Source organism: Corallococcus exercitus (assembly GCF_042231735.1).
Classification (GTDB): domain Bacteria; phylum Myxococcota; class Myxococcia; order Myxococcales; family Myxococcaceae; genus Corallococcus; species Corallococcus exercitus_B.
On record NZ_CP102577.1, the window covers coordinates 8,058,503 to 8,075,778 of the forward strand.

The 17,276-nt window shown below is 70.3% G+C and carries 12 protein-coding genes; 5 read left to right on the top strand and 7 right to left on the bottom strand.

All coding sequences use genetic code 11. The annotated features are described in order from the left end of the window. Positions 1–28: 28 nt before the first annotated feature. From selB to NR792_RS32390, 3 genes are read left to right on the top strand one after another with little or no spacing between them, the layout of a single operon-like run. The gene (gene selB, locus NR792_RS32380) at positions 29–1,957 is read left to right on the top strand and encodes a selenocysteine-specific translation elongation factor (RefSeq protein ID WP_375756579.1); all 1,929 of its coding nucleotides are present in this window, start codon (positions 29–31) and stop codon (positions 1,955–1,957) included. Next, positions 1,954–4,470, top strand: a complete 2,517-nt coding sequence (locus NR792_RS32385; RefSeq protein WP_375756580.1) for an ATP-binding protein — start codon at positions 1,954–1,956, stop codon at positions 4,468–4,470. Before selB ends, NR792_RS32385 begins: the two co-directional genes overlap by 4 nt. Continuing rightward, positions 4,467–5,924 carry a sigma-54-dependent transcriptional regulator gene (locus tag NR792_RS32390; RefSeq protein WP_375756581.1) on the top strand — a complete coding sequence of 486 codons (1,458 nt, stop codon included), beginning with the start codon at positions 4,467–4,469 and terminating at the stop codon, positions 5,922–5,924. The genes NR792_RS32385 and NR792_RS32390 overlap by 4 nt, the downstream gene beginning before the upstream one ends. 521 nt (positions 5,925–6,445) lie before the next feature. Here NR792_RS32390 and NR792_RS32395 read toward each other — a convergent pair. The 7 genes from NR792_RS32395 to nuoE are packed head-to-tail and all read right to left on the bottom strand — an operon-like array spanning position 6,446 to position 14,666. Then, a complete protein-coding gene (locus NR792_RS32395; RefSeq protein WP_375756582.1) occupies positions 6,446–8,005 on the bottom strand; it encodes an NADH-quinone oxidoreductase subunit N in 1,560 nt (519 codons plus the stop codon). Between the two features lie 15 nt (positions 8,006–8,020). Then, the gene (locus tag NR792_RS32400) at positions 8,021–9,712 is read right to left on the bottom strand and encodes a NuoM family protein (protein ID WP_375756583.1); all 1,692 of its coding nucleotides are present in this window, start codon (positions 9,710–9,712) and stop codon (positions 8,021–8,023) included. Beyond that, positions 9,709–11,934, bottom strand: coding sequence for an NADH-quinone oxidoreductase subunit L (gene nuoL / locus NR792_RS32405; protein WP_375756584.1), 2,226 nt, complete (start codon positions 11,932–11,934; stop codon positions 9,709–9,711). The genes NR792_RS32400 and nuoL overlap by 4 nt, the downstream gene beginning before the upstream one ends. A 25-nt stretch (positions 11,935–11,959) precedes the next feature. Continuing rightward, positions 11,960–12,262: an NADH-quinone oxidoreductase subunit NuoK gene (gene nuoK / locus NR792_RS32410; protein WP_171415993.1), complete on the bottom strand. Its 303-nt coding sequence runs from the start codon at positions 12,260–12,262 to the stop codon at positions 11,960–11,962. A 28-nt stretch (positions 12,263–12,290) separates the two neighbouring features. Beyond that, positions 12,291–12,797: an NADH-quinone oxidoreductase subunit J gene (locus NR792_RS32415; protein WP_375756585.1), complete on the bottom strand. Its 507-nt coding sequence runs from the start codon at positions 12,795–12,797 to the stop codon at positions 12,291–12,293. After that, the gene (gene nuoF, locus NR792_RS32420; protein ID WP_207052272.1) at positions 12,794–14,137 is read right to left on the bottom strand and encodes an NADH-quinone oxidoreductase subunit NuoF; all 1,344 of its coding nucleotides are present in this window, start codon (positions 14,135–14,137) and stop codon (positions 12,794–12,796) included. The genes NR792_RS32415 and nuoF overlap by 4 nt, the downstream gene beginning before the upstream one ends. A gap of 40 nt (positions 14,138–14,177) precedes the next feature. Beyond that, entirely contained in the window at positions 14,178–14,666 is a 489-nt protein-coding gene (gene nuoE / locus NR792_RS32425) for an NAD(P)H-dependent oxidoreductase subunit E (protein ID WP_223740680.1), read from the bottom strand. 104 nt (positions 14,667–14,770) lie between these two features. On the opposite strand from nuoE, the gene NR792_RS32430 reads away from it, so the two are divergent. Continuing rightward, the gene (locus tag NR792_RS32430; protein WP_375756586.1) at positions 14,771–15,523 is read left to right on the top strand and encodes a TIGR02266 family protein; all 753 of its coding nucleotides are present in this window, start codon (positions 14,771–14,773) and stop codon (positions 15,521–15,523) included. An 81-nt stretch (positions 15,524–15,604) separates the two neighbouring features. Then, entirely contained in the window at positions 15,605–17,260 is a 1,656-nt protein-coding gene (locus tag NR792_RS32435; RefSeq protein WP_375756587.1) for a protein kinase, read from the top strand. The last annotated feature ends 16 nt before the right edge of the window (positions 17,261–17,276 follow it).

Here is a 17,276-nt window from a genome sequence, read left to right on the forward strand (position 1 = left end):
GCTACAAGACAAGGGCGCTGACGCGGCGATGATCATCGGGACGGCGGGGCACATCGACCACGGCAAGACGTCCCTCGTGAAGGCGCTGACGGGCACCGACACCGACCGGCTCCCGGAGGAGAAGCGGCGGGGCATCACCCTGGAGCTGGGCTTCGCCCACCTGCCCCTGCCGGACGGACAGGTGGCGGGCGTGGTGGACGTGCCCGGCCACGAGCGCTTCGTGAAGGCCATGGCCGCGGGCGCGGGCGGCGTGGACCTGGCGGTGCTGGTGGTGGCCGCCGACGAGGGCGTCATGCCCCAGACGCGCGAGCACCTGGACATCTGCCGGCTGCTCGGCGTGAAGGCGGGCGTCGTCGCGCTCACCAAGGCGGACCTGCTGGACACGCTGGGAGACGACTGGCGCGCGCTGGTGGAGGCGGACCTCGCCGCGCTCACCGCCGGCACCTTCCTGGATTCCGCCCCCGTGGTGCCCGTGTCGTCGCGTACGGGCGCGGGGCTGGCGGAGCTCAAGTCCGCGCTCGGCCGCGCGGGCGGCGCGCTGCCGCGGCGCCCCTCCGAGGGCCCGGCGTTCCTCCCCGTGGACCGGGCCTTCACCATCAAGGGCTTCGGCACGGTGGTGACGGGCACGCTGTTGTCCGGCGCGCTGGCGGTGGATGACGCGGTGGCGCTGCTGCCCTCGGCGGCTGGCGCGCGTCCGGGCCCCTTTCGCGTCCGGGGCGTGCAGGTGCACGGCCAGCCGGTGGCGCGCGTGGAGGCAGGGCAGCGCGCGGCGGTGAACGTGGCGGACGTGCAGACGGAGGACGTGCACCGGGGCATGGTGCTCACGCGCGCGGGCGAGCTGCCGGAGACGTCCATGCTGGACGTGGAGCTGACGCTGCTGCCCGCCGCGGAAGCGCCGCTGCCCAGGCGCCGCAAGCTGCTGCTCCACCTGGGCACCGCGCAGGTGGAGGCCACGGTGGCGCTCCTGGACCTGGACTCGCTCGCGCCGGGGGAGACGGGGCTCGCGCAGCTGCGGCTGGAGTCGCCGGTGGGGGCGCTCGTCGGTCAGCGCTTCATCCTGCGCGGCTCGCGCGCGCTGCCGGGCCGGGGCGCCACGGTGGCCGGAGGGCGCGTGCTCTCCATCACGCCGCCGCGCCGGCGCCGGGGCGCGTCCTCGGTGGTGCGGCCGCTGCTGGAGGCGGACGCGGGGGGACAGGTGGCGTGGCTCCTCAGGCAGGCGGGCTACGCGGGGCTCACGCAGACGGAGCTGTTCGGCCGCTCGGGGCTTTCGCCCAAGGTGCTCTCGCGCACGCTGGAGCTGCTGGGCGCGAAGGGGCAGGTGCTGCTGGTGGACCGCGACCGGCGGCTCTACGTGGCGCAGGACGTGTTCGAGGGCCTGCGCCAGCGCTCGCTCGCGCTGCTCGCCGCGTTCCACGAGCGCGAGCCCATGCGAGACGGCCTGTCGCGCGAGGAGCTCCGTCAGCGGCTCTCCGCCCAGCTGGACGCCCGCTTGTTCCAGCGTGTGGTGCAGGCGCTGGTGGACGCGGGCCGCGTGGAGGCGGAGAAGGACCTGGTGCGCCTGCAGGGGCGGGGTCGTACGCTCACGCTGGGTGACGAGGCCGCGCGCACGCGCCTGTCCACGGAGCTGTCCGCGGCGGGGCTCGCGCCGCCCACGGTCACGGAGCTGGCTCAGAAGCTGGCGCTTCCGCCCGCGAAGCTGCAGGAGCTGCTGAAGGTGCTGGTGGCGTCGGGCGTGGGCGTGCGGGTGAGCGAGGAGCTGTGCTTCGACGCGGGCGCGCTGGAGGACCTGCGCGGCCGGCTGGTGGCGTACCTGAAGGAGCAGAAGGAGATCACCACGCAGGGCTTCAAGGAGCTGGTGGGCCAGAGCCGCAAGTTCACCATCCCGCTGTCGGAGTACTTCGACCGGGAGAAGGTCACGCTGAGGGTGGGGGACAAACGGGTGCTGCGTCGCGGATGAGTCCCAAGGTCTACAGCGAGCAGGCGCTGCGCGCCCTGGTGGAGCCCTTCGCCCAGCCCATGCTGGTGGTGGAGGCGGAGGGGCGCGTCCAGGTGGCCAACGTCGCGTACGCGCGGCTGTTGGGGCTGACCCTGGAGCAGGTGGAGGGCCGCTCCTTCCTGGACTTCGTGCAACCGGAGGAGCGCAGCCGGATGGGGGACCGCTTCCACCGGCTGGCCACGGGTGCGCCGCTGGACGGCCGCCCCCAGCTCTACAAGGTGCTCAGTGTCCACGGCGCGCCGGGCGAGGTGTACGTGCAGGCCAACCCCCTGAGCCTGGAGGGGGGGCGCTTCGCCCTGTTGCTCAGCTGCATGGTGATATCGGACCGGCCCGTGGAGCTGGTGGTGGCGGAGCGGCTGGTGGACACCTCCGCGGGGCTGGTGTCCGCGCGCTCGGAGGAGGGCGTGCGGCGCGTGGCGCTGGCGGGCCTGGAGGCCGCGGGCTTCCGGGCGCGCATCCTGCGCTGGGACGGCACGCGGCTGGTGGTGCGCGACGGCGTGTCCCTGCCGGCGGATGCGCACCTGGCGCTGGAGGCCCTGTCGGACGGGCGGCCGGTGTTCGGCGGCGCGGACCAGGCGCAGCCCACGCACGCGTACCTGCCGGTGGGCGGGCCCCAGTCGGAGGTGCTGTGGGTCGCGGGCCCGTGGGTGGCGCCCCGGCACGGCTCGGTGCTGACGCTCTTCGCGAAGGTGGTGGGCGCGGCGCTCGCGGACGCGCACCTCCAGGCGGACGGGGCGCGCAGCCGCTGGGAGGTGGAGTCGGTGGCGGAGATGGCGCGCTTCGTGGCGCAGCCCGTGCCCCCGCCGCCGGAGACGTTCCTCGCGCGCGTGGCGGAGCTGCTCCAGGCCCGCGCGGTGGCGCTGCACGTCACCTCCGACCCGGGACAGGCGCCCCGGCTCTCCGCCCACGTGGGGCTGGAGGAGGGGAGTGTGACGGCGGGGGACGCGGCCCGGGCCACCGGCGTGCTCCTGGCCTCGTCGCTGCGGGAGGACGGAGGGGTGCTGTCGTCGGAGGCGCAGGGGCGCGCGCTGGAGACGCTGTCCGAGGGCCGCTTCGGCAGCGGGACGGCGGCGCGGCTCACCCGGGGCGGTGAGTGCGTGGGCGTGGTGCAGGCGCTGCGCGCGAAGGAGCGCCCCTTCGACGAGCGCGACGCGCGGCTGCTGTCCACGCTCGCGGAGCTGCTGGTGACGCTGCTGGAGCAGCGCCGCCTCCGGGCGGAGTCCGCGCGCCAGCTCACGGAGACGCGCCTGTTGCTGGACCTGGCGCGCACCACGTCGGGCGTGCTGGAGACGGCGAGCATCCTGGACGTCGCGTCCGACTTCCTGGTGCACCTGTTGGACGTGTCCAACTGCTTCATCCTGCTCTACGACGAGCAGGCCAAGGTGCTCAGGGGCGCGGCGGCGTCGGCGGCCCACCGCGACCTGTTCCGCACGGTGGTGGTGCCGCTCGACAGCGACGACCTGGCCGCGCGCGTGGCCCTGGAGCGCAAGCCCATCGCGGTGGAGGACCTGACCTCGGCGAGCGTCTCCGTCAGCGCCGTGCTCATCGACCGGCTGGGGGAGAAGGCGCTGCTGGGCCTGCCGCTCACCTCGCGCGAGGAGCTCATCGGCGTGGTGCTGGTGGACGACGTGCGCGGCCCGCGCCCCTTCGGCCCGGAGCTGATCGAGCTGGCGGAGGCGACGTGCGGCCAGCTGGCGCTGTCCATCGCCAACGCGCGCCTCTACGAATCCCTGTGGGCCAGCTACGCGGAGCTGGCCGCCACCCGCGCGGAGATGGTGAAGCGCGAGCGCTTCGCCGCGCTGGGCGAGCTGTCCGCCATCGTCGCCCACGAGGTGCGAAACCCCCTGGGCGTCATCTTCAACGCGGTGGCCACGCTCCGGCGCATCATGAGCCCCAGCGGGGACACGGCGATGTTGCTGGACATCGTCGCGGAGGAGAGCGACCGCCTGAACCGGATGGTGGCCGACCTCCTGGACTTCACCCGCCCGCGCAACCCGGTGCTCCAGCCGGAGGACCTGCTGCGCGTGCTCCAGGACGCCCTGGAGGCCGCGCGGGCCCAGGCCCCCACGGAGCGCCCGGTGCACGTCCACGTGGAGGTGGAGCCCGGCGTCGCCACGGTGCCCATGGACCGGCGGCAGATCCGCCAGGCCCTGTTCAACGTGGCCGTCAACGCCATCCAGGCCATGCCCCAGGGGGGCGAGGTCTGGGTGCAGGCGCGCCGGGACACCCACGGCGGCCGCGAGCAGCTGCGCATCGACGTGATGGACCAGGGGCCGGGCATCCCGGCGGAGCTGCTCCACCGCGTCTTCGAACCCTTCTTCACCACCAAGGCCCAGGGCACCGGCCTGGGGCTGGCGGTGGTGAAGCGCATCCTGGAGGAGCACCGCGGTGAAATCGCCGTGGAGAGCGCCCCCGGACGCGGAACCACCTTCACCTTCTGGCTGCCGCTCACGCAGCCCCAGTCCCTCTCATGACCGACGCCACCACCCCGGTTCCCCGAGGACGCATCCTCGTGGTGGACGACCAGCGCAACATGCGCGCCACCACCGCGCTGCTCCTGAAGCAGGCGGGCTACACCGTCTCCGAGTCCGCCACCGGCGAGGAGGCCCTGGACCTGCTCGCGAGGGAGCGCGTGGACCTGCTCCTCACGGACCTGAAGATGGAGCCCATGGACGGGCTCACGCTCCTGCGGCGCGCGCTGGAGGTCGCCCCGCGCCTCCAGGTCATCATGATGACGGCCTTCGGCTCCATCGAGAGCGCGGTGGAGGCCATGCGCCTGGGGGCGTACGACTACGTCACCAAGCCCTTCAAGGAAGGCGAGCTGCTCTACCGCGTGGAGCGCGCCCTGGAGCGCGCCAAGCTCCAGGCGGCGGTGGACAACTTCGCCACGGAGTTCGCGGAGCGCCACGGCCTGTCCGCGCTGGTGGGCCGCAGCCCGGCCATGCGCGAGCTCACCACGCGCCTGGTCCGCGTCGCGCAGAGCGACGCCACCGTCCTCATCCAGGGCGAGAGCGGCACGGGCAAGGAGCTGGTGGCCCGCGCCCTCCACGCGCACAGCCGCCGCAGCAAGCAGCCCTTCGTGCCCGTCAACTGCGCGGCCATCAGCGAAACGCTGCTGGAGAGCGAGCTCTTCGGCCACGCCAAGGGCGCCTTCACCGGCGCGGTGAAGGCGCGCCGGGGCCTCTTCGAGGAAGCGGACAACGGCACGCTCTTCATCGACGAGGTGACGGAGACGAGCCCCACCTTCCAGTCCAAGCTCCTGCGCACGCTCCAGGACGGCGAGGTGCGCCGCGTGGGCGAGTCCACCGCGCTGCGCGTGGACGTGAGGATCGCCGCGGCCACCAACCGCGACATCGAGCTGGAGGTGAAGGAGAAGCGCTTCCGCCAGGACCTCTACTACCGCCTCAACGTGGTGCTGCTGCGCGTGCCCCCGCTGCGCGAGCGCCTGGAGGACGTGCCCGCGCTGGCGCAGCACTTCCTGGACCGCGCCAACACCCGCAGCCCCCGGACCCGGCGCCTGTCCGCCGCCGCCGTGGACCACCTGATGACGTACCGCTTCCCCGGCAACGTGCGCGAGCTGGAGAACCTGGTGGAGCAGGCCGCCGCGCTGGCGGAAGGGGACGAGCTGCTCCCCGAGGACTTCCCGCTGCGCCCCCAGGGCCGCGTGCTCCCGGACGTCCCCCCACCGCCTGAAGCCACCGGCCTGCCGCCCACCGACGCCGCCCCCAGGCCCACCGGCGCGGAGGCGTCCGGGCCCACGCTGGCGGAGGTGGTGGAGGACGCGGAGCGCCGCGCCATCGTGCAGGCCCTGGAGCGCCACGGCGTGGACCTGGCCCGCGTCGCGGACGAGCTGGGCGTCTCCTCCACCACGCTGTGGCGGAAGATGAAGCGGCTCAACCTCCGGCCCCCCGCGGGCGCCCGCGAATAGCCTCCCAGCGGAGTCCACCCGGCCTCCCGGTGCGAGTGCAGATCCGAAATCACCCCCGTTCAGGGATGAAAAAACCAACTGCCTGAATTCGTTGGGTGTTTTCATCCCTGAAACGCGATTTCAGGCCTGCAATGGAGCAAAAACACCGCTCTGTCGCCTAAGTGGCTGAGAACTCTGGAGTTTCGTCCCGCGAAGGCGCTGGCACGGCACCTGCTAAAGGCTACCTCGGGACGCATCGAAGCGAGGCTGAAAGTGGTTCCCCCCCACCCTTTCAGCACTTCCGGTGTGTCACCTTGAGAAGACCCGCGGCCCGACACCCTCACGGGTGCCGGGCCGCCTTCTTTTCCGCTCCCCGCACCATCCGCCGCCCCGCCGCTGATCCGCATGACGCGGCGCGAAGCCATTTCATTTCTGCAATGCCCCCACGGCCCTGACGCCGTGAGCCATGCCCCGCAACGACAACGCCCGCCAGGGCCAGGGGCCGAGGCGGGCGTCGGGTGCCGCGAGCTGCCGGCGTGCGGCTACTGGCCGAACAGCGTGCCGGCCTGGGCCAGCCAGTCGGTGACGTGGCCGGGGAGGATGCCCAGCAGCACGACGGCGACGGTGGCGATGACGAGCGCGGCCTCCGTGCCCCAGTTGCGCTCCAGCGGCTGGGCGCCCTCGGGGATGGGGTGCATGAACATGTAGACCACGACGCGCAGGTAGTAATACGCGCCCGCCGCGCTGCTGAGCACCGCGACCACCGTGAGGCCCACGAGGCCCACGTCGATGGCGGCCTGGAAGATGAGCAGCTTGCTCATGAAGCCCACGGTGGGGGGGATGCCGCCCAGCGACAGCATGAAGGCCGCCATGGCGAAGGCCCAACCCGGCCGGCGCTGCGCGAGGCCCGCGAAGCGCTCCAGGTCCCACGCGGTTCCCTTCTCCTCGTCCTCGCGGCGCTCCAGCGCGGACACCATGGCGAAGGCGCCCGTCGCGCTGAAGGTGTACGCCAGCAGGTAGTACAGGATGCCGCGCAGCGCGTCCGAGCGCGCCACGTCCAGCGGCGTGCCACCGGACAGCGAGGACGCGGACAGCAGGCGGAAGTGCTCGCCCGGGGCCGCGACGAACAGCGCCGCCACGCCCAGGAGCAGGTAGCCCGCGTGCGCGATGGAGGAGTACGCCAGCATGCGCTTCACGTTGCGCTGCGGAATCGCCATCAGGTTGCCGGCGATCATCGTGAGCAGCGCCAGCGTGGCGAAGAGCATCAGCGGCAGCTTGGGGTCCATGCCCTTGCCCACCGTGACGAACACGCGCACCAGCGACGCGAACGCCGCCGCCTTCACGCCCGCGCTCATGAGGGCCGTCACCGGGGTGGGGGCGCCCTCGTACACGTCCGGCGTCCACATGTGGAACGGCACGGCCGCCACCTTGAACGCGAAGCCCGCGGCGATGAGCACCGCGCCCACGTAGACGAGCGCCGGGGACGTGGACAGCGCCTGCTGCAGCGGGCCCGCCATCTCGTTGAGCTTCGTGGTGCCCGTGGCGCCGTACAGCAGCGCCGTGCCGTACAGCAGGATGGCGGAGGAGAAGGCGCCCAGGATGAAGTACTTGAAGCCCGCCTCGCTGGGACGCGTGCCGCGGCGCAGGTACGCCGTCAGCGCGTACGTCGCGATGGAGAGCACCTCGATGTTGACGAAGATGGTGATGAACTCCGACGACATCGCCAGCAGGCTCATGCCCGCGGAGGCGAAGAGCATCAGCGCGTAGAACTCACCGCGCTCCGCGCCACGCCGGCGCAGGAAGCCCACCGCGCTCAGGGCCGCCAGCCCCAGGCCCACGCTCACCACCAGGGTGAGGAAGCTGGAGAAGGGGTCCAGCACGCCGAAGCCGAGGAACACCTCGCGCGGCGGCTCGAACATCAGGCCCACGGCCACGGCGCCGCTGGCCGCCGCCGCCACGACGGTGAGCACCGCCTGGTAGCCGCGGGACGCCGTCGCGGAGAGGAACACCTCCGACAACAGCAGGACGGAGGCCGCCACCACCATGATGATGGCGGGCAGCAGGGGGAGGAATTCCGCCAGGGTGATATTTGGCAGGTTCATGGAGTCTTTCGGGGCCTACTCGCGCGCGGCGAGCGGCGCGGCGGGAACGGAGGGGCGGGCCACGGCGGCGGAGGAGGGCAGCGACATGACCTCCACGCGCAGCTGGTCGTCCTTCGCCTGGGTGGCGCCCGGAGCGCCCACGCTGGCGCGCGCCACGTAGCGGTCCGTGGACGGAGCGATGCGGTCCAGGAAGGGCTGCGGCATCAGGCCCATCACCGCCACCAGCACGATGAAGGGGGCCGTGGTGAGCATCTCGCGCAGGTTCATGTCGCGCAGGTGCTGGTTCTCCCGGTGCGTGATGCTGCCGAAGAACACCTTCTGCACCATCCACAGCATGTACGCCGCGCCCAGGATGACGCCCAGCGTGGCGAACGCGCCGAAGCCCAGCGGCAGGCTGCTCTTGAACGTGCCCATCAGCACCAGGAACTCGCCGATGAAGCCGTTGGTGCCCGGCACCGCCACCGACGAGAACGTGATGATGACGAACGCCGCGGTGAACACCGGCATCACCTTGGCGATGCCGCCGTAGTCCGACATGAGGCGCGTGTGGCGGCGCTCGTAGAGGAAGCCGAACAGGAGGAACAGCGCGCCCGTGGAGATGCCGTGGTTGAGCATCTGGTACGCGCTGCCCGTGGCGCCCTCGCTGGTGACGGCCAGCAGGCCCAGCATGCAGTAGCCCAGGTGGCTCACGGACGAGTACGCGATGAGCTTCTTGATGTCCCGCTGCGCCAGGCACATCAGCGCGCCGTACACGATGCCAATCACGGCCAGCACCGCGAGGAACGGCCGGGCCGCCTGCGCGGCCACCGGGAAGAGGGGAATCGCGAAGCGCCAGAAGCCGTAGGTGCCCATCTTCAGCATCACGCCGGCAAGAATCATGGAGCCCGCCACCGGCGCCTGCACGTGCGCGTCCGGCAACCAGGTGTGCACCGGCCACATGGGGACCTTGATGGCGAACGCCAGCGCGAACGCGGCGAACATCCACGGCCCGTAGGTGTGCAGCGTCGCGGCCAGGCCCGACAGGCCCGCGCACGCGCCCTCCGGCCCGGCGCTGCACGCGGCCAGCTGCTGATTGGCGGCGAGCAGGTTGTTGTAGAGCTGCCCGTAGTCGAAGGAGCGCGTCCCCGGGGGGCCGCTGATGAAGTACACGGCCACGATGGCCACCAGCATCAGCAGCGAGCCCACGAGCGTGTAGAGGAAGAACTTCACCGCCGCCATGCGCCGGTCCTCGGCGCCCCACACACCCACCATCAGGTACATGGGGATGAGCATGGCCTCGAAGAAGATGTAGAAGAGCAGGACGTCCATCGACGCCAGCGCGCCCAGCATCGTCGTCTGGAGCACCAGCAGCGCCAGGTGGAACTCCTTGATGCGGTGCTGGATGTACGTGGTGGAGGCGAGCACCACCAGCGGGCCCAGGAACACCGTCAGCAGCAGCAGGCTCACGGCCAGGCCGTCCACGCCCAGGTGGTAGCTCATCCCGAACTGCTGGAACCACGGGACGCGGTACTCCATCTGGAACTCCGCGCCGGACGGCTCGAAGCGGAAGTACGCCCAGACGCCGAACACCAGGTCCAGCAGCATGCCCACGAAGGTGATGGCGCGGACCTGCCCGTGTTCAGACGCGGGCAGCGCGAGCACCAGCGCCGCGAAGACGAGCGGCAGGTAGATGACGACGTTCAACAGGTGGGTGTCGAAGAAGCTCATGAAAGCACCTGCACGAGGGCGTAGACCGCGCCGCCCAGGATGGCGAGCGCCATGATGGCGGCGTAGGCCTGCGCGTCACCCGTCTGGAGCCGGCGCAGCCCGAGGCCCACCTTCTCCGTGACGTACGCGGTGCCTCGCACCAGCACCGTGTCGATGACGAGCGCGTCCACCACGCGGAAGAGGATGAAGGCCACGAACTTCACCGGCCGGATGAGGATGAACTCGTAGAGCTCATCCACGTAGAACTTGTTCTGCGCCGTGCGGCGCACCGCGCGCGCGAACGCCGGCACGGGCTGGCCCACCCGCGAGGGGAAGAACTTCAGGTAGGCGAACGCCGCGGCCGCGCCGCCCGCGAGCGCCCACATCCACGCGAAGGCGTAGTCCCCGACGGTGGGCGAGCTGGTGTCCAGCTTCACCGTCCCCGCCACGCGGGCCACCGTCTCCGCCGGGCGCAGCACGGGGGACAGGAAGTTCTCGAACACCGGCTGCGTCCCGCCGCCCGTGCGGGGCATCAGGGGCAGGGCGTAGGCGAACGTGATGAAGGCCAGGAACGCCAGGATGACCAAGGGCAGCGTCATGTGCCACGCGCTCTCATGCGCGTGCGCCAGCTTCGCCTCCGGGGACCGCCTGCCCGTGAAGGTCAGCAGGTAGACGCGCGACATGTAGAACGCCGTGGAGGCGGTGATGAGCAGGCCCAGCACGTAGACGAAGCCGGACACCCACTCCAGGCCGTGCAGGTGGTTGTGGTGCACGCCGTGGAAGATGGCGTCCTTGGAGAAGAAGCCGGACATGATGGGGAAGATGCCCGTGATGGCCAGCGTGGAGACGAGGAACGTGGCGTGCGTCCACTTCATCTCCTTCCACAGGCCGCCCAGCTTCTTGATGTCCGTCTCGTCCCCGTTGCCGTGCATCACGCTGCCCGCGCCCAGGAAGAGGCAGGCCTTGAAGAACGCGTGTGTCATCAGGTGCATGGCGGCGGCCCAGAAGACGCCCATGCCCACGCCCATGAACATGATGCCCAGCTGGGACACCGTGGAGTAGGCGAGCACCTTCTTGATGTCGTCCTGCGCGAACGCGATGAGCGCCGCGAGCAGCGACGTGAGCGCACCCACGATGGCGATGGTCGCCATGGCGGTGGGGGAGAGCACCAGCAGCGCGCTCATGCGGCAGAAGAGGTACACGCCCGCGGTCACCATCGTGGCGGCGTGGATGAGCGCGGACACCGGCGTCGGGCCGGCCATCGCGTCCGGCAGCCAGACGTACAGCGGCAGCTGCGCGCTCTTGCCCGCGGCGCCCAGGAGGAAGAGCAGCAGCGCGGCGGTCATCACGCCGCCGAAGGTGTAGCCGGACAGCGGCCCGGACTCGATGGGCGTGGCCAGGGACACCGCGCCGCCCGTGCCTTCCGGCAGGGCCAGGGCCAGCTTCTCCAGGCCCTTGAAGGTGACGGGGCCCTTCTGGGAGATGCCCTGCTCGTAGCGCGCCCGGCTGCTGCCCGCGGCGTTGTAGTCGCGCGCGTCCGCCTGGCGGTTGAAGGCGCCCACCGTGAGGATGAGCAGGAACGTGGCGATGAGGAACGCGAAGTCACCGATGCGGTTGGTGACGAACGCCTTGCGGCCCGCCCACGCCTTCGCGCTGTCCGTGTACCAGAAGCCGATGAGCAGGTAGCTGGCCATGCCGACGCCCTCCCAGCCCACGAAGAGCAGGACCAGGTTGTCGGCCATCACCAGCGTGAGCATCGCGGCGACGAAGAGGTTCAGGTACGCGAAGAAGCGCCAGTACCCGTCGTCGTGCTCCATGTAGCTGGTGGAGTACAGGTGGATGAGGAAGCCGACGCCCGTGATGATGAGCAGCAGGATGCCCGACAGGTGGTCCACCAGCAGGCCGAAGTTCACCCGGAAGTCACCCGCGGCGAACCACGTCCCGTAGTCGTGCGCGATGGCGTAGCGGATGGTGTCCCGCTCGATGCCGAACGGGTTGGGCATGCTCACCACGCGCCCGGCCGCCGCGTCGCTGGTGGCCCAGAAGGCCAGCACGCTCAGCACGAAGGCGCCGGCGATGGCGGAGCACGCCACCAGGTGCACGTTGGCGCGGCCCAGCCACTTGCCGAACACGCCGCACACGAACGCGCCCAAAAGCGGCAGCAGGATGATCAACCCCAGGGAGGGTGCGAACACCTCCGGGGGGATGGGTGCCGTTCTGAAGAATTCGACGATTCCGTCCATGGATGGGCTCAGGGGTGACGGGGCGTTAGTGCTTCATCGTCCGGATGTCGTCGACGTTCACGGAGCCGCGACTGCGGAAGACCGCGATGACGATGGCCAGACCGATGGCCGCTTCTGCGGCCGCCACGGCGATGACGAAGAAGGCGGACACGTGCCCGGTGCCCTCGCCATGCATGCGCGAGAAGGCCAGGAACGTCAGGTTGACCGCGTTGAGCATCAGCTCCACGCACATGAAGACGACCAGCGCGTTGGTACGCACCAGCACGCCGAACATGCCCATGCAGAAGAGGGCCGCGGCCAGCAGGAGGTAGTAGGTGATGGGGACCATTGGGTTGTCCGGAAGAGGCGCTGGGAGGTCAGATGCGGGACTTGGCCACCACCACCGCGCCCACCATGGCCACCAGCAGGAGCAGGCTGACCGCTTCGAACGGCAGCAGCCAGGAGGTGAAGATGGACTGGCCGATGGCCGCCATGGTGCCGAACGCCGCCTGGCTCTTCGCGTCGAAGGTCGCGGGCTGCGCGTCCATGCGGCCCAGCGTCACGCCCAGCACGGCCAGGAGGCCCACCGCGGAGGCACCGCCCAGCAGCCGCGTCACCGTGGGCTTGCCGCGGTGGGGCGCGTCCCCCAGGTTGAGCAGCATGATGACGAAGAGGAAGAGCACCATGATGGCGCCCGCGTACACGAGCACCTGCATGACGGCGACGGTGTGCGCCCAGAGCAGCACGTAGATGCCGGCCAGGAAGAAGAACGTCGACACCAGGGCCATGGCGGAGTTGATGGGGCTCCGCGCGGTGATGACCAGCCCCGCCGACAGCAGCGTCATGACGGCGAAGACGCCGAAGAGGACCAATTCGATGTTCAAGACCAGTCTCCGAAGGAACCCCAGGGGTGGTCACCGTATGGGCAGCGGTGCTCCCGAACGTGAGCCTCGAACTCGTCCCGGAACCGCATGAGGAAGGAGTGCGTGGGCAGCGCCGCCGCGTCACCGAGCGCGCAGATGGTGTTGCCCAGGCCGATGGGAGGGTAGGGCGCGATGGAGGAGGCGACGTTCGACAGCATGTCGATGTCGCTCATCTCCGCGCGGCCTTCCTCGATCTTGCGCAGGAGGCGCGTCTGCCAGGGCGTGCCCTCGCGGCACGGCGTGCACTGGCCGCAGGACTCTTCCGCGTAGAAGCGGGCCACGCGCCAGAGGCTGCGCACCATGCAGGTGGCGTCGTCCATCACGATGACGCCGCCGGAGCCGGCCATCGTCTGCTTCATCTTCAGCGCCTCGAACTCCAGCGCCACGTCCAGCTCGTCCGCGCCCAGCACCGGCGCCGAGGAGCCGCCCGGGATGACCGCCTTGACCTTGCGGCCCTTGGGCATGCCCTGGCCGTACTTGTCGTCGTGGATCAGCTCCAGGATGGTGGTGTGCATCCCCACCTCGTAGACGCCGGGGCGGTTCACGGAGCCGGACAGGCAGACCAGGTGCGTGCCGCCGGACTTGTCCGTGCCCAGCTTCGCGTACCACTCCGCGCCCTTGGCGAGGATGGGCGGCACGCTGGCGAGCGTCTCCACGTTGTTCACCACCGTGGGGCTGCCGAACAGGCCCACCACCGCGGGGAAGGGAGGCTTCAGGCGGGGCCAGCCCTTCTTGCCCTCCAGGGACTCCAGCAGCGCCGTCTCCTCGCCGCAGATGTACGCGCCCGCGCCGCGGACCAGGAAGCAGTCGAGCGCGAAGCCCTCCTTGCCCATCAGCGACTTGCCGAAGATGCCGGCCTTGTAGGCCTCATCGATGGCCGCCTGGGTGCGCTCCGCCTGGAACTTGAACTCGCCGCGCAGGTACACGTAGCAGGTGTGCACGCCCAGCGCGTACGACGCGATGGCGATGCCCTCCAGCATCATGTGCGGGTCGTTCTCCAGGATGTAGCGGTCCTTGAAGGTGCCCGGCTCGGACTCGTCGCCGTTGACGGCGAGGTACTTGGGCTTGGGGCTGTCCTTGGGGACGAAGCTCCACTTCATGCCCGTGGGGAAGCCCGCGCCGCCGCGGCCGCGCAGGTTGGACTTCTTCACCTCGTCGATGATGGCGGCGGGCTCCATGGAGAGCGCGCGCTTGAGCCCGTCATAGCCACCGCGCGACCGGTAGCTGTCGAGGGTCCAGGACTGGGGCTTGCCCCAGGCCGCCGAGATGACGGGTTCGACCGCCTTTGCCGTAGAGGCCATGGATGAACGTCCTAGGAAAGCGAGGGGGAGGAGGGGCGACTCACGACAGCTTGGCCAGGATGGCGTCCAGCTTCGCCTGGGTCAGCCGCTCGTGGTGATCCTCGTTGATCTGCAGGCAGGGCGCCGTCCCGCAGGACGCCAGGCACTCGGTCTCGCGCAGGGTGAACTTGTCGTTCGTCTCCCCGGCGGTCAGGCCCAGCTTCTGCTCCAGGTACGCGAGCATCTTCTCCGCGCCCCAGAGGGAGCAGGAGAGGTTCGTGCAGACGTCGATGACGTACTTGCCCGGCTTCTTGAGGTGGTACATCACGTAGAAGCTGGCGACCTCGTAGGCGCGCTCCGGCGTGACCTCCAGGTTCTTCGCCACCAGCCGAAGACCTTCAGGAGGCAACCACCCCTTGAGGTCCTGCAGCAGGCGCAGCGCGGGAAGCATGCCGGCGCTTTTGCGATCAGGGGGGTAGTGCGAGAGGATTTCCGCGATCCCCGCGTCGAACTTCTTCTGCTCTTCAGGAGTGAACAGGGGCTCCGCCATGGCGGGCCGTACGTATTGCCGCAATGGCTTCGTTGTCAACATAAACCCTCGGCGGTAGACTGGACCGCCATCAGCAAATTTCCGAGCGATTTCAACCCCTTGTTATGAGCCCGGACCCTGCGGACCAGCGGCAGCACCCTCGTGTCCCCACCGTCCTCCGGGTGGACTACCCACATGGGCGTCCACTGCGGGACGTGACGGAAAACCTCTCCGCCGGAGGCTTCTTCGTCCAGACCGAGCAGCTCTTCGCGGTGGGGGACGAGCTTCGACTTGCTCTTTCTTTCCCGGGACTGCTGGATCCGGTAGAAGTCGGCGGGACGGTGGCGTGGGTGCGCATCGCCGCGCCCGATCAGCCGGGCGGCGTGGGCATCCGTGTGGAGAGCGAGCAGGACCGGCGGCGACTGGGTGACATCTTGAGTTCGGCGGGACCCAACGACAGCGCGGTGACCCCTTCGGAGCAGGACGGGTACCGTGTGCTCATCGTCGAGGACAACCCACACATCATCGAGATGTACAGCTACGTGCTGAAGAAGCTCGCGAGCAACGACCTGCACGGCAAGGTGCCGCTGGAGGTCCACTTCGCGCCGGACGGGCACCACGCCCTCCTGCGGCTGCGCGAGGACCGCTTCAGCCTGGTGATGCTGGACCTCTACATGCCGGTGATGGACGGCTTCGCCCTGGTGGAGCGCATCCGGGAAGAGGAGGAGCTCAAGGGCATCCCGGTCATCGCCATCTCCGCGGGCGGCAAGGAGGCCCAGGAGCGGGCGATGCAGCTGGGGGTGGACATCTACCTGCGCAAGCCCGTGCGGTTCGTGGAAGTGCTGGAGACGGTGAAGCAGCTCCTGCGCATCCGGTAGGCCGGCGGGGCCCGGGGCGCTTTCTTCGACGCACCAGACGTTGAAGCGCCGGGCGGGTGCCGCGTAGAGTCCGCGGCACCCATGACGAAGCCCGCCATCCATCGTGACACCGTCAGTGGCGAGGCGCTGCTCATCCTGCAGAATCTGCGGGAGAACGGCCGCCTGGGACGCTCGAACAAGCTGGCCGACGTGAAGGCCGCCCTCGAACCGTCCGTCTCGCTGGAGTTCGACAGCTACTTCTTCTTCCTGCGCAAGTTCCACTACATCGCCATGGACCGCGAGGCCCAGCTCAAGCTCACCGAACAGGGGGAGCGGGTGGTGGAGGGGGACCTGCAGGACCGCTTCGCGTCGGAGGTCGACGACTTCTTCGCGGATCAGCTCCTCCCGGCGGAGGACGCCACGCACATTGGCCGGCCGCTGGACGAGGACGAGCCGATGAGCGTCCCGCCGCCACCGCCGGAGCTGCTCCTGGACGAGGCGGAGGTGGACGCGTCCTCCGCCGCCCAGTCCCAGGTGGGGCCGCCGCCCGTGCCGCCGTCGCGCACGCACCGCGTGGCGATGCCGGCGTTGGACCTGGCGCAGGCCGCGACCCAGATGCAGCCCGCGCAGCCGGCGCCCATCGCGACGCCACAGCCGCAGCCGGTCTCCCGCCAGGAGGGCCCGGCGGAAGGACGCCGGGAGACCTTCATCGGGCTGCCGCCGACGCCCGCGCCGGTTCCCCAGCCCCTCGTGGTGACCGCGCCCATCCCCAGCGCGTCCCAGCCGCTCATCATCACCCCTCCGCTCTCCGCCGCGCCCGCTCCGATGCCCCCTCCCGCCACGACGCCCGCTCCCGCAGCCCCGGTCCCCAATGCCGCCGCCGCTGCCGCCGCGAAGGGTGCCAGCGACCTGGACCTGCGCTACCAGAAGTTCGACCCCATTGGCACGGGGCCGCTGGGCACGGTCTTCAAGGGCCGCTACAACGCCCTGGGGCTGGACATCTGCATCAAGGAGCTGAAGGACATCTTCGGCTACTTCTCCTTCCTGCAGCGCGGTGAGGTCCTCAAGCGCCTGAAGAAGGAGCTGTGCGCGCAGGCGCAGGTGCGCCACCCGGGCGTGGTGCAGATCCTCGACCAGAACGTGGACTCGGCGCGGCCCTACTTCGTGGTGGAGCTGATGCGCGGCAGCCTGAAGGAGCGGCTGGAGGCCTCGGGCGGCAAGGGCATCGAGGTGCCGCACGCGCTGCGCACCTTCCTGCAGCTGGCGTACGGCCTGCGGGCCGCGCACGCCGCGGGGCTCACCCACCACAACATCAAGCCGGAGAACGTCCTCTTCGACGCGTACGGCAACGCGAAGCTCGCGGACTTCGGCATGAGCCGCGTGGTGGAGGTGGACGCCACCAAGGGCATGCCCCAGGTGTTCGTGGGCACGGGCGGCATGGTGTACATGGCGCCGGAGCTGATGAACCGGGGCGCCAAGGAGCCGGGCCCGTCCGCGGACGTGTACGGCCTGGGCATCCTGCTCTACGAGATGTTCACCGGTCAGATTCCGGGCCGCCGCTCGCCGCTGCCCTCGGAGGTGAACCCGGAGGCGCCCAGCGGGTTGGATCAGCTCTTCGACAAGGCCACGCAGGACAAGCGCGAGCAGCGCTACCCGGACGTGGACGCGATGCTGGAGGACTTCTACAAGGCCTTCCCGGAGCGCGAGTACCTGGACCGCGGCTCGCTCATCGTGTCGTCGGATCCGACGCAGGAGTAGCTGTCGGCCGTGCAGG

Bases quoted from the DNA above. Each gene is read 5' to 3' on its own strand.
- nuoL (WP_375756584.1), bottom strand. From the start codon at position 11,934: ATGGACGGAATCGTCGAATTCTTCAGAACGGCACCCATCCCCCCGGAG.
- NR792_RS32385 (WP_375756580.1), top strand. From the start codon at position 1,954: ATGAGTCCCAAGGTCTACAGCGAGCAGGCGCTGCGCGCCCTGGTGGAG.
- nuoK (WP_171415993.1), bottom strand. From the start codon at position 12,262: ATGGTCCCCATCACCTACTACCTCCTGCTGGCCGCGGCCCTCTTCTGC.
- selB (WP_375756579.1), top strand. From the start codon at position 29: ATGATCATCGGGACGGCGGGGCACATCGACCACGGCAAGACGTCCCTC.
- nuoF (WP_207052272.1), bottom strand. From the start codon at position 14,137: ATGGCCTCTACGGCAAAGGCGGTCGAACCCGTCATCTCGGCGGCCTGG.
- NR792_RS32400 (WP_375756583.1), bottom strand. From the start codon at position 9,712: ATGAGCTTCTTCGACACCCACCTGTTGAACGTCGTCATCTACCTGCCG.
- nuoE (WP_223740680.1), bottom strand. From the start codon at position 14,666: ATGGCGGAGCCCCTGTTCACTCCTGAAGAGCAGAAGAAGTTCGACGCG.
- NR792_RS32430 (WP_375756586.1), top strand. From the start codon at position 14,771: ATGAGCCCGGACCCTGCGGACCAGCGGCAGCACCCTCGTGTCCCCACC.
- NR792_RS32390 (WP_375756581.1), top strand. From the start codon at position 4,467: ATGACCGACGCCACCACCCCGGTTCCCCGAGGACGCATCCTCGTGGTG.
- NR792_RS32435 (WP_375756587.1), top strand. From the start codon at position 15,605: ATGACGAAGCCCGCCATCCATCGTGACACCGTCAGTGGCGAGGCGCTG.
- NR792_RS32395 (WP_375756582.1), bottom strand. From the start codon at position 8,005: ATGAACCTGCCAAATATCACCCTGGCGGAATTCCTCCCCCTGCTGCCC.